General features: G+C 55.7%; 10 protein-coding genes and 1 pseudogene. 5 read left to right on the top strand and 6 right to left on the bottom strand.

The features are described 5' to 3' along the window. From RMSM_RS07500 to RMSM_RS38235, 3 genes and pseudogenes are all read right to left on the bottom strand, one after another. Window positions 1–1,218, bottom strand: a pseudogene (locus RMSM_RS07500) (hypothetical protein); the annotation flags it as partial. Window positions 1,219–1,224: 6 nt separating this feature from the next. Then, entirely contained in the window at window positions 1,225–1,707 is a 483-nt protein-coding gene (locus RMSM_RS07495; protein ID WP_236622041.1) for a PEGA domain-containing protein, read from the bottom strand. 130 nt (window positions 1,708–1,837) lie between these two features. Then, entirely contained in the window at window positions 1,838–2,146 is a 309-nt protein-coding gene (locus RMSM_RS38235) for a hypothetical protein (RefSeq protein WP_008693724.1), read from the bottom strand. Between the two features lie 171 nt (window positions 2,147–2,317). Here RMSM_RS38235 and RMSM_RS07485 point away from each other — a divergent pair, with 171 nt between their 5' ends. The 3 genes from RMSM_RS07485 to RMSM_RS07475 all read left to right on the top strand — a co-directional run bounded on the left by RMSM_RS07485 (window position 2,318) and on the right by RMSM_RS07475 (window position 5,846). After that, window positions 2,318–2,866, top strand: coding sequence for a carboxymuconolactone decarboxylase family protein (locus tag RMSM_RS07485; RefSeq protein ID WP_040764668.1), 549 nt, complete (start codon window positions 2,318–2,320; stop codon window positions 2,864–2,866). A gap of 113 nt (window positions 2,867–2,979) precedes the next feature. After that, window positions 2,980–3,945 (top strand): hypothetical protein, encoded by a 966-nt coding sequence (locus RMSM_RS07480; RefSeq protein WP_008693720.1) that lies wholly within the window; start codon window positions 2,980–2,982, stop codon window positions 3,943–3,945. A 62-nt stretch (window positions 3,946–4,007) separates the two neighbouring features. After that, on the top strand, window positions 4,008–5,846 hold the full coding sequence (locus tag RMSM_RS07475; RefSeq protein ID WP_040764665.1) for a metallophosphoesterase family protein: 1,839 nt from the start codon (window positions 4,008–4,010) through the stop codon (window positions 5,844–5,846). 910 nt (window positions 5,847–6,756) lie between these two features. On the opposite strand, the gene RMSM_RS07470 is transcribed toward RMSM_RS07475, so the two are convergent. Together RMSM_RS07470 and RMSM_RS41755 are read right to left on the bottom strand one after the other, a co-directional pair. Further along, a complete protein-coding gene (locus RMSM_RS07470; RefSeq protein ID WP_008693717.1) occupies window positions 6,757–8,265 on the bottom strand; it encodes a sulfatase family protein in 1,509 nt (502 codons plus the stop codon). Between the two features lie 195 nt (window positions 8,266–8,460). Next, window positions 8,461–9,117 carry a BON domain-containing protein gene (locus RMSM_RS41755; RefSeq protein ID WP_173405109.1) on the bottom strand — a complete coding sequence of 219 codons (657 nt, stop codon included), beginning with the start codon at window positions 9,115–9,117 and terminating at the stop codon, window positions 8,461–8,463. Between RMSM_RS41755 and RMSM_RS43370 the strand changes: the two genes are divergently transcribed. Together RMSM_RS43370 and RMSM_RS07460 are read left to right on the top strand one after the other, a co-directional pair. Beyond that, the gene (locus tag RMSM_RS43370) at window positions 9,109–9,243 is read left to right on the top strand and encodes a hypothetical protein (RefSeq protein ID WP_008693714.1); all 135 of its coding nucleotides are present in this window, start codon (window positions 9,109–9,111) and stop codon (window positions 9,241–9,243) included. The genes RMSM_RS41755 and RMSM_RS43370 overlap by 9 nt on opposite strands. Before the next feature lie 306 nt (window positions 9,244–9,549). Continuing rightward, window positions 9,550–11,574, top strand: a complete 2,025-nt coding sequence (locus RMSM_RS07460) for a hypothetical protein (RefSeq protein WP_008693713.1) — start codon at window positions 9,550–9,552, stop codon at window positions 11,572–11,574. Here the strand turns inward: RMSM_RS07460 and RMSM_RS38220 are convergent. Continuing rightward, on the bottom strand, window positions 11,522–11,882 hold a 361-nt coding region (locus RMSM_RS38220; RefSeq protein ID WP_236622040.1), incomplete at its 5' end, for a LuxR C-terminal-related transcriptional regulator. The two genes, RMSM_RS07460 and RMSM_RS38220, sit on opposite strands and share 53 nt — an antisense overlap.

The following is an 11,882-nucleotide window of genomic DNA, read 5'->3' as shown; positions in this document are numbered from 1 at the left end:
GAGCCAAAGGATCGCGTCGCCGGTTGGTTTCCGTGTCGCGGGGCGGCGGATGACGCTGAGTACGGTGCTTAGGATCGCGATCGCAACCAATAATCCCATATAGACCGAAGGAGTCCAGATGCGTCCATCGCCAGGAATCAAACTGCTCAATCGACGGTATTGTGGCAGCAGGCTGCCAAACGCACTGGGGGTCAGAAACTCCGCAAGGTGCCAGGGGGCGACCGAAAACTGGTACGCTTGTCCACGACGTGAACTTGGCACTGGTGGAGCCAACCAGTGCGAATTTTCATCCGGCAGGACGCGATCGCTTTGAGCACTCCAAGAAACCGACGCGGCGATCTGGGGCAGCGCCAGCAGCGAGCCCACCAAGCAGCTGGCGATCACGACTACCATCGTCGCTGATCGCCCCGCGATCACAACGTTCCCGTCTGTCGCTGATCGCTCCGCGATCATAGCGTTTCCATCTGTCGTTGAACGCTCCGCGATCACAACGTTTCCGTCTGTCGTTGATCGCTCCGCGATCAGAACGCCGACTTCCGTCTCCCTCCGCTCCCCGTCCCGCACGTCTGACCGCGACGCGATCACGGAGATTATCCAGCGACCGAACGCCACCGCTATCGCGACGATCACAACGTTGGCCACGGTTTGCGGATCGCCGGCTAGGATCATCATTGCCATCGTCATGCCTGCGACGAACACGCGTCGCATTTGGCTCGCGTGCTGACGCTGGATCAGCGTCGACATCAGCAGCGGCAACCAAGCGGCGCCCACCAAGAACGGCGGGTTCGTGTACAGGACCAGCACGCTGCCGGATAACGAATAGCAAAGTCCGGCGATCACCGCCGTGGTCTCGCTTGCTCCGCTACGACGGACTGCGAAATGGGTGGTGAATGCCGCGAGCATCAAGTGGATGGCGACGTACCAGCCGAGGGCGGTGTCGGTTTTGATTGGCAGTAAAAATAGAATCCAGCGGACGGGATAGAAAACCGCCGTCGTCGTTTCACCTACAAGCGGGATGCCGGTTTGGTCCAGTGGATTCCATAGCGGCAGCCACTCGCTGTGAATGCGGTGGGCGATGTAGTCATACAGCGGCGTATAAAAGTGGCCGACATCACGAAACGCCAACCGATCGATACCGACTAGAACCGAAGCGAACAGCAGCAGGATGATGCCGGGAGCGACGAGGCGGTGTAGTCCGCTTGCAGAGACGCGTATCACAGTCGACTATCGCGGTGCGTTAACCATTCCCGTTTGGGATTGAGTTCGCAAGGAATCGGCACGCTGCACCACTTCGCTGGTCGGAGCAAGGGTTTGTGGAACCAATTCAACATCAATGATTCGCTCGTCACGCAGATCGCCTGGCCACAAAGTTTCCGAGATGAAATCGAGTCCTGGCATCTCGTACCAAGGAGGGTTGAAGCGACGCCGGATCGTTTCGGTTTTATAACCTTCTTTTTCGATCCGGAACTCGCGAGTCCCATAATACACGAAACTCGACGCAGCCGGACTCGTGCCGATCACCTGATTGTCCACCGATACCGTCGCGCCCGCCGGATTCGTTCGCACCGTCATCCGTCGACGAACACAGCCAATCGACGGCAATGCTAGTATTGCAAAGAAAAGAATCCACAACGAGTGCAGACGCGGATTGCCGCCGCGATTTGCAGCTGAAGAGGGCGTCGATGGTGACAGACGAATCGTTTGCAAGCTTCGCTCTCGGCGCGGATTTGGGGCTGTCGAACAAGAACCAGATGTCGTGTTAACAATTCCGCGGCAAGAAAATCTAGATCGATTTCGACACGATGCAAAATTCCGTTCACTTCTGAACCCCGAATGGTCAACACGATCCGCGATCCGAATCTTTATTCTTGTCACGAAAGGTTCCGCAGCAGGCCGAGGATTCGAGCAATCGTTCGACGTCGGCAGCGAGGTCACGGTCGTCGATCGAGTGAAGAAACCAACGACGCTCCGTATCCTCCATGTTTACCGCCTGATTAAACAGCGAGCGGATTTGTTCGTGGCGGTCGCTGGGATTCATGGCGAAGTCAGACAATAGGGTGGGGGAGTAGGGTTCACGCGAAGGAATTCGCTGTTTGGCAGCCAAAATGGACGTGATAAACGTGACGGAGGGTTGCCAAGCGGTCATGATATCTCGGTTTTCCGTACGGTCCCACTCCCTGTGGGGCGAAAGTTAATAGCTATCGGACTGCTCTTGACGAGGGTAGAATCTTAGGCATTAGGGCAGGGCGAGATCGGCAGCGCCACAGGCAGATTTGCCGCGCCGACTTTGGCTGCTTGGCACGAAGGGTGATTCACTATGCAACGATTCCCGCTGAGGCAGGAGGCCGACGTATCGAACGAAGTCGGTCAAATTTACCGTGACTTTCAACTCGGATTGGGATTCCCCGAACTACCGAATTTCGTCCGCGTTCAGGGCGCTTCCCCTCGAATGTTGGCTGGGACTTGGGGGTTGATCAAAAACATTCTTCTCGACGGTAGCCTTCCCCGGTCGACGAAGGAATTAATTTTTGTGGCGATTGCAGTGGATCGCGAGTGCCATTATTGTCGCGATGCCCACACCGCCTGTTGCCGAATCTTGGGAGTCGAGGACAGCACGATTCGCGCCGTCATGGAAGGACTCAGCGAAGAGCTGCCCGAACGGATTCGTGACATCCTTCGATTTGCGGTCAAATGTGCCGCAGGGCCCCACCAATTGCGGGACGAAGACTATGACAGTCTGCGGCAGCAAGGCCTCGATACCGAGCAGATACTCGAAGTGATCGCGGCCGCATCGATGGCGGTCTACGCTACGATCATCGCCGATGCGACACTGATCGACACGGATGCCATGTTTGCATCAACGTAGGGCTCGGCGGCTTGGCGATTCGTTCGGATTTCTTGAATCATCCGATTACAATGTTGTATTGGAACCCAAGCCCATTCGTGATCGCCCGCCAATAGTACCTCTCGATCTCACTGATGAAGAAAGCCAATCGAACGGAATCCGCTGCTGATCGAGCGAGAAGCGATGGCGCCGTTGAACGCTGGCGGATCATCGTGCTTCGTCTAGCGGCGATGCTCTGTTTCGCCGGTTGGACCTGGGTGCATTTCTATTGGGAAGGTCCCTATGGAATCCTGCTTTGGCAAGACGCCACCTATGATCTAGCCCATCGATTGGGGATCAGCTGGGACGAGTTTGTGGGGACGGGCGCCGATGATGGCTGGCTGCAAACTTGGATCGCTCGCATCACATGGTTGTACCTTGCGTGTACCGTGTTGACGTTGACGGTTCGCCGCAAATCGTATTTCCAAATGGCGGGGCTGATCGGCGGCAGTGGATTGTTGGCGGTTTTGAGCTATGCAAAGTATGTCGCGTCGCAGTATCAGCCACCGATGTTCATTGAACATGGTGGGCAAATACTCGCTCCGGTGTTACTGGTGATGGCACTTCGCTTCGGGTCGGGGCACCGCATCACCGTTGGCACTGCGATGGTCGCGTTAGTGATGACGTTTGCTGGCCACGGCTGTTACGCGCTCGGATGGTGGCCAACTCCCGGTTCGTTTTATGGCATGATTTCGCTGTCGTTGGGAGTCGAGTATGAAACCGCCAACGCGATGCTGCGTGTCTTTGGTGTGCTCGATTTTGTGGTCTGCGTGGCAATCTTCATTCCGCCGCTACGCCGGATCGCGGCCGGCTATGCAGTCGTTTGGGGATTTTTGACGTCGTCGGCGCGTCCCGTCGCCGGTATGTCGTGGAGTTTGAATTATTGGGGAGCCGACCAATTTCTTCACGAAGCCGTGCTGCGTGCCCCACATTTCCTGATTCCGTTGTATCTTGTTATCCTCTGGAGCCGACCGCCGGCCGTCGAACCTTCGGCGGAATCAAGCGGATTATCCTCCGGCTCGTCCCCGCCTACGGATAACGCCTCCGTTGCCAGCGTTTGAAGTCCTCCGCTTGAAGTCACCCCTCAAAAATTCAAACTTTCACTCCCCTTTCAGGAAACACGATGAAGTTACTGAACCGTCTCGCGTTGTGCTGCTTTGCTTTACTCGTGACTTGTGTCCCCTTGGTTGCCCAGCAAAATCGTGGACGAAGAGGTGCCGATCTGAGCATCCCCAAGGTTGAAAAGAAGGACATTATCTGTTTCGCCTTGTACACGGTCCATGACAACACACTGAAATTAACAGCTCAGCTGTATCCGTTGTCCGGCAGCGATCCGAAAACCGTTCGTTTGGAAATCGAAAAAGATGGCAAGTGGACCGAAGTGGCTCGCACGATGGTCATCGAACCGGGGTGGACCGCGCCGTTTCGAGTCGAAAAGTGGGACGATTCCAAATCGTACAAGTATCGCGTCGCGCATGGCAGTGAAGCGTTTTATCAAGGCACGGTTCGCAAGAATCCAGTCGACAAGGACGAGATTGTCGTGGCCGGTTTTACCGGCAACTCGATTCAACCGGCCCACGGAGGCGATATCTCGCGGCAAGATCTGATCGACAATGTCAACCGAGTCGATGCCGACGTGCTCTTCTTTTCCGGCGACCAAGTTTACGATCACAATCGGCACTATGCAGCGTGGCTGAAATTTGGTCGCGAATTTGGTGACATTATCAAAGACCGTCCCACCATCTGTTTGCCCGATGATCACGATGTAGGCCAGCCCAACCTGTGGGGTGAAAGTGGCAAAATTTCGACGCTTAGCGGTGCCGCCGATGGCGGTTACGCGAAGCCTGGGGTGTATGTCAAAGAGGTCGAGCGTGCCCAGACCAGCCATCTGCCCGACCCGGTAGATCCTCACAAAATCGGTCAGGGAATCGGTGTCTATTTCACCAATTTGAACTGGGGCGGCATCGACTTCGCGATCTTAGAAGACCGCAAATTCAAAACCGGGCCTGCCGGTCGTGTGCCTAAACAGGGACCTCGGCCTGATCACATCCGCAATCCTGAGTATGATCCTGCTAGCGTCGATGTTCCTGGTGCGGTTTTGTTGGGTGAACGCCAATTGAAGTTCATTGACAATTGGGCCCAGGATTGGAGCGATGCGAAAATGAAGGTCGCTTTGTCGCAAACCATTTTCTGCGGTGGAGCCCACATTCACGGATCGGCCAATGGGCGGCTACACGCCGACATGGATTCCAATGGCTGGCCACAATCCGGCCGCAATCGAGCACTGGCTGAGCTTCGCAAAGCATTCGCGTTTCACTACGCCGGCGATCAACACTTGGCGACGCTTTTTCATCACGGCATCGACGAACATCGTGACGCGATTTGGTCGTTCTGTGTGCCATCGATTGCCAACCTTTACTTGCGTTGGTGGCTGCCGTTGGAACCAGGTAAAAATCGCGAGCCGGGGGCTCCGGAATACACCGGGGATCAACTGGATGGTTTCGCCAACAAAGTCACCAACTACGCCGCGGCGAATCCCGAGGAAAAACCGGCTGGCAATCTGCTCAATACGCGTGCTGCCGGATTCGGCATTGTTCGACTGAACACGAAAACTCGCGACATCACGATGGAATGCTGGCCGCGAAACGTGGACGTCACCGACCCGTCGGCGGAACAGTATCTCGGTTGGCCGCGAACGATTTCTCAGTTCGACAACTACAACCCGCCATCGTGGGGCAAATTAGGCGAGATGACCTTCAATATCGAAAACCCCGTGGTGCAGTTGATCGACGCGGATAGCAAAGAGGTGTTGTACACCGTCCGCATCCCTGGCAAAACGTTCACCCCGGCAGCACCTAAGGACAAAAAGTTCATTGTCAAAGTCGGCAAAGACGCCCCGATGGCGATGATCGCCAACGGAGTGACAGTGGGCGGCAAGCCGATGAAGGTGACGATCGACTAAGTGCCACGTTTTCAACGTAGCGAACGTCGCCAAGACGTTCGCCTGTTCTGTAGCGAAAGTCGCCAAGACTTTCGTTCCACGGCGAATGCCCCCAAATTGATGACGATTCCTTGAATGAGTGAGCCGTGGGCCGTAAGAGAACGTCCGGCTTAGGGTGACTCTAACAACTCGCATTCGTTCTTTTTTTGAGGCCGGAGGCCGACACAATTCATGCCGGTGGTGTTAACCACCGGTTTGGAATGCAGCAAATCCAAGGCGGAGGCCGACACATTTACTCAGTCATTGTGCATTGTGTCGGCCTCCGGCCTTTGCAGCTCATTCGCTACATCCCGTGGCCTTACGGCCACGGCAGAGGATGTATCGGCCTCTGGCCTACGCCGGACGTTCTTGTAAAGCACCGTGCAATGCATGGGCGCCTGCCGATCACGCGCGGATTACTAAACCAACAAGCCGCTAACGATTGCCCGCGTGAGAATGGCTCGGGCGCATCCAGTTGCCGCATAAGCCAGGAAGGAAACCTGGAAGGAATTAGAGTTGGCAAAATGATTGATGGGCAAAATGATTGAAATCCAAACCACCTCGGCCCTGGAAATCATTTTGCCAAATAATCATTCTGCCAAACCCACGCACTTACGTGCATTGAGGAACGAGAACCCTGCGATTTAACAATCCGCATCTCGACCGATGCACTGTAGTCGCTTGCTAAGGAATATTTTTGGCTTTAGGCCTAGTCGACTTTCGATTCGCTTTATTCACTCGGGTTGAGTTTGGTTCTGATTGCCAAGCGTTTCCATCTGAATTTGTGGGGAGTGGGGAGCTAATGTAGCCGTGTTTGGACGCGATCCAAATTTCCGGCCAGTCGCTCCAGACTCATTCCCCGTACCTTCAGTCGCGATAGCGACGACAGCAGTTACTTTCCTTCACTCGCCCATTGCTTATACAGCTCGGTGTTCTTGCGATAGTTCTCTCGTGATGTCGCGTTTCGCGTCGATTGCATTTGGTCTTCCGTCTCGAGCACATAGACTTCGGGTGTTTCAGGCCCCATGTCACCGGTTTCCTCGATCCACTGCTGCAAACGCTCGCGATGCCACGTGAGTGCTTCGGTGTGCTCGGGATCAGTGGCAAGGTTGGTTGTCTGCCAAGGATCTTCACCATACAGGTACAATTCTTCGGCGGGACGCGTTGGTGAAAACAGCAGCTTTTCTGATAACGCGGTTAGCTTGCCAGCGGAGTGTAGTTCCCGCAGCCGAATCAGGATCCGCTTCGAATCTTTGTAGTCGCTTGGCATCAGCAGCGGACGCTCGGGATAGAAGTTCTTGATGTACAGATAGCGATCGGTGCGTACCGAACGGATGCGATCGGCCGCTTCACCACAGCGGTCACGGGCCGCAAAAACGGCTTGTTTGGGCTGATGATCCTCGTCGAGGATGTTCTGGCCCTGCATCGTTACCGGGATTTCGATGCCCGCTGCGGCCAACGACAATGCGGCAACGTCAATGTGCTCGACCAGATCGGTTCGCGTTTCACCTTGGCCAACCCCAGGACCGCGAATGACCAGCGGGATGTGGGTGCCTTCGTCGTAGAGAAACTGTTTGCCTCGCGCATGGCTAATCCCGTGATCGGTAAAGAAGACGACGAGCGTGTTTTCCAACAGCCCCTCGCTTTTCAGCCGATCGATGACGCGTCCAACGTGAGTGTCAGTGATTCGGACGCTGTCCAAATACGTCGACCAATCACGCAGCAGCACCGGGTCGCGAGGGTAATGGGGCGGTAGCTCGACACTATGCGGGTCGGTGGCACCGCCGAATTCCGCTGCCATGCGTTTTTGCGTCGCCTTGTACTTGGCTTCGGACGCGCCGCGAATCTTTCCGCCATGCAGTTGCACCTGCATGAAAAATGGTTGACCTGGTTTGCGTTCCGCCCAATCATGCGAATCGTAAATCGGTTTGTCCCAATCAAAGTTGTAATCGGTTTTCCCCATCCGGTCTCGCGACGTTGGATTGCCGCTGGCGTCACGGCCGGGCAGTCCGCTGCCGATACAAGTCCAGTACCCGGCCTGCTGAAACGTTTCAGGGATCGGCCGCACACCGTCGGGCAACACGATGTGATGTTCGCCACGCCCGCTGCGGTGATGGTGGGCGCCGATGGACGTTTGGTACATGCCGGTAATCATCGCCGAGCGAAACGTCGAACAGACGGGCGACGTCGCGTAAGCTCGCGTGAATCGCAATCCCTCACTGGCAAGCCGATCCACATTTGGCGTTTGGATCTTGGTCTCGCCATAACAGGAAAAGTTTGCCGACATATCGTCGACCACGATCCACAGAATATTGGGGCGATCCGCTGTATCGGACGCCGCGGCCGGGATCGACCAACTTAGAAAGATTGTGGCTAGAACGAGAGAGATTCGGTGAGGCATGATTCACAAGGGGCGGGGGAAGTCGGATGCAATCTAGAACTTCGACGCACGAGAAGCGTCGTGCAATTCTACCCGATATGAACCCTGCCAATAGCGCGCGGCGCGAGCGGCCCTTAACGCTGCCGGAATAATTCCCCCTGACCAATGGTCTCGGCTTGTCCCAGTCTACTCGTCCAAATCTATATGAACGACGGTCTATTCGAACGACGGCGACAAACTGATTCGGTTGTCAATGCTTTTGACGCCGGGTTCCAATCGGATCAGCAATTCGCTCATCCGTCGCTCTTTTTCGGTGCCTACGACTCCTTCTAAAATGGCGGTGCCGTCTTGGACTCGGATGTTGACGCCGGGGATTCGGCTGTGACTAGGCAACGTGACGATCCGCTGCGATGCGGATCGTTGGATTTGTGCTGAGGTTCGCGGCGTGACCTCGATTGCCGAACGCAGTCGCGTGCGGATGATGGGTTTGGCGGAAGTCGATGCACCAGCGTTGCCAAACATTCCGCCCAATCCGCCAAGTCCACCAAAGCCGCCGCCACCACCACCGAAACCACCAAGTCCTCCGAAACCGCCGGTCGCACCGACTCCGGATGCTGCGCCGCCAAGGTCGTTAAAACCGGCTCCCGTTGCTGCGGTCGCTCCGACCGTCGTTCCACGCTCGATTTGTCCAAACGCTTGGTCCGCATCCATTGTGGTCGTCGCCGAAGTTCCGGTTCCGGTGGTCCCGCTGCCTGTGTTGGTGCTGGTTGCGGCCCCGGTGGTCGTGTTACCCGTGTCGATTTGCTGGGCCCAAGTAGGCTGGACCATGAGGGCGACGGCTGCGGCGAAGAGCGAGAGACGTAGATGCATCATGAAATCAATTCGTTGAATTGGCGTTTTGAAGTGGGGGCGATATCGCAAGCCACCCTATCGGTGCTGGGTGCCCCTCGGGTGGTGGTGTATGGACATTGGTTGGATCGCAGACTCGATGTATTTTAGTCGGTTGAGACGCCGATTTTAAGCGTTTTCTGCCAATCCTCCTCCACACACCGCTGTTTTTAAACAACCGGGCACGCCAAAAGTTCCGCAGGTGGCGACTTTCGCTGCGGCAGATCGGGATTCGTGCTCGCTCGATGCCCTGGCGGACCACCCTTTCTGCTTGGCAAACCGATATAATTTTGCTTCGGCCCAAGACTTTAGGCTTTTGCTCGAATAACAGGAACATTTCGGCTGCGAAGTCCGTTCTGTGCCTGTCGTTTCTGATCTCGCTCGCTCTCTGACTTGCTTTTGTGAAAGACACTTCTCATGCCCTTCGGTTTCCGTCGTCTCGCCACCAGCCGTGGTTTCGTCCACATTCGCTTACTCGCATTGTTTCTGGCTGCGGCCGTCTCCGCTATAGCAATGCCGTTGACCGCGATCGCCAAAGAAGAATCGGAGGTCCCGGGAGCACCCCATCTACTGCCCGATGACACGCTGTTGTACGTCCGAGTGGACAACGCTGACGAATTTCGACAAAGCCTGCGTGATTCGTCGATTGGTCGGATGTTGGCCGATCCCAAGTTAAAACCGTTCGCCGGAGACATGTACAGCACCGCCGCCGAACTGTTCGATCGGATCAGTAGCGAGGTGGGCGTCTCGTTGGACGAATTGTTGGCGATCCCGAGTGGCCAAGTTTCCGCGGCGATGATTCCCGGCAATCTTCCCGAGACAGATGCGGACGCCGCGGATCAAGATCAGAAACAAGACGAATCACCCGAAGCGATCCGTCGACGCATCGAACGCAAACGGCGATCGCAGAATGCGTTGGCAGGATTGTTTATCGTTGAATCTGGCAAGCAAACCGATGACATGATGGCGATCGTGGGGCGGATCGAGCAGCGTTTGCTTGATGCGGGATACATTCGACGCAATCGCACGATGGATGATGTCGAGCTTGTTTTGTTGATGCCCCCGCGGCCGGGGCGCCCACAGATCGAGTATTTTCAGCACCAACAGACGGTGGTGTTCGGCATCGGTTATCGGACGGCCGAGGCTGCGCTAGAACAATGGCTTGGCAAAAGTGATGCTCCGACAATGGCCGACAACGCCCGGTTCGCGAATGTCATGTCACGCTGTGTGGGCGCCGAAGACAGCCGTCCTCAATTGACGTTTTTTGCCGACCCCTATCATGTGGCCGAGCGATTGGTCAAACGAGGTGGTGCCGCCGCATTGGTGTGGCCGCTGCTCGAGGAGCTTGGTATCAGCAAGATTCAAGGGATTGGCGGCAGCACGTTCTCAGGCGGCGAGACCTTTGACGATATCAATCATCTACATGTGTTGATCGATGCTCCGCGTGACGGATTCTTCGGGGTGTTACGACCACAGACCGTTGACATCGTCCCGCCAAATTGGGTGCCCTCGGATGTCACCGCTTACACCACATTGCAATGGGACTTTGCTAAGACCTATGAAAACTTGAACAAGATTCTGGCGGTTTTCCAAGGTGACGATCCGTTGCCGCGATTGGTCGAACAACCGTTCCTCGAAGCGACCGGGATCGATATCCAGCAAGATGTGCTCAGCAATCTGAGCGGTCGCTATGTCAGCGTCACTTGGTTGGAACAGCCGGTGAAGTTAAACAGTCAAATAACCGCCCGCGGGTTCGAATTGAAGGATCCGGAAGCGGCAAAGGCCGTGATCGCAAAATTTCGAGAAAAGCGTCCGCAGGCACTTTCGGTCGAAACCGTAGCAGGGTCTGTGATTTATACCTCGACCCGCAGTCGCCGAAACGTTCCCGCCGCCCTGCGTCAACCCGAACCCAGCATGGCCATTCTGGGCGATTGGTTGATCGTGGGTGACAGTCGCAATTTTCTCACGCGGATGATTCAAGCCAATTCGGGATCGCGGGGGCGGTTGATCGAAGTTTCCGAGTTCGATTTGGTTGCCAGCGAATTAGGGGGCAAACTGGACGGCGAAAAGCCGTTTATGGTTTCGTTCGTTCGCGGTGCGGACTATTTTCGCCAATTGTATGAGCTGGCAAAATCGAACGACTCACGCCAATTCCTTCGCAGCGTCGGCGAACGCAATGTGGTGGTGAAAAACTTTTCGGATATGCTCAGCCGCAATGAGTTGCCACCCTACGAAGAGTTCGAGAAGTATTTCGCACCCGGCGGCGTGTTCGGCTATGACGAACCGACCGGGATTCACTTCGGTTCATTCAACTTGAAACCCGCAGAATTAGTTGGACGCCATCGGCGCGTCCACGGTGCCTTGCCCTACGGTGACATACAAGCAGATGTCACCGTAGGCGGTCGATCATGCGGTTTTCTTCTAATCGCACCAGTAGTTTGACAATCTCGACCGGTCGGCGAAGCCCCAGTGAGGTCATGATCCGTTGCCGGCGATTTTCGATCGACTTTGTGGTTAAATGGACGGTTGCGGCAATATCTTTGGTTGATTCACCGTCGGCGATCATCCGGCAGATCGTGTGATCGATGTCATCGAGCGTATTGAACACCGCAAATTGTTCACGCAACGACAAACGGCGTACATCCTCGTCTTTGTCAACAAAGCCCAAAATTCGCGAGACCCCGAGGATACAGAACGCGGGGTCTTCGATCTCGTCGAGTCGTCGCTTGAAGGATTGCAAGGCACACAGG

It is taken from the genome of Rhodopirellula maiorica SM1, from assembly GCF_000346295.1.
GTDB lineage: Bacteria > Planctomycetota > Planctomycetia > Pirellulales > Pirellulaceae > Novipirellula > Novipirellula maiorica.
This window is presented reverse-complemented; position numbering and strand designations above follow the sequence as displayed.

Excerpts from the sequence above, each read along its gene's own strand:
- RMSM_RS38235 (WP_008693724.1), bottom strand. The coding sequence starts at position 2,146 with ATGACCGCTTGGCAACCCTCCGTCACGTTTATCACGTCCATTTTGGCT.
- RMSM_RS07485 (WP_040764668.1), top strand. The coding sequence starts at position 2,318 with ATGCAACGATTCCCGCTGAGGCAGGAGGCCGACGTATCGAACGAAGTC.
- RMSM_RS07480 (WP_008693720.1), top strand. The coding sequence starts at position 2,980 with ATGAAGAAAGCCAATCGAACGGAATCCGCTGCTGATCGAGCGAGAAGC.
- RMSM_RS07475 (WP_040764665.1), top strand. The coding sequence starts at position 4,008 with ATGAAGTTACTGAACCGTCTCGCGTTGTGCTGCTTTGCTTTACTCGTG.
- RMSM_RS07470 (WP_008693717.1), bottom strand. The coding sequence starts at position 8,265 with ATGCCTCACCGAATCTCTCTCGTTCTAGCCACAATCTTTCTAAGTTGG.
- RMSM_RS43370 (WP_008693714.1), top strand. The coding sequence starts at position 9,109 with ATGCATCATGAAATCAATTCGTTGAATTGGCGTTTTGAAGTGGGGGCG.
- RMSM_RS41755 (WP_173405109.1), bottom strand. The coding sequence starts at position 9,117 with ATGATGCATCTACGTCTCTCGCTCTTCGCCGCAGCCGTCGCCCTCATG.
- RMSM_RS07460 (WP_008693713.1), top strand. The coding sequence starts at position 9,550 with ATGCCCTTCGGTTTCCGTCGTCTCGCCACCAGCCGTGGTTTCGTCCAC.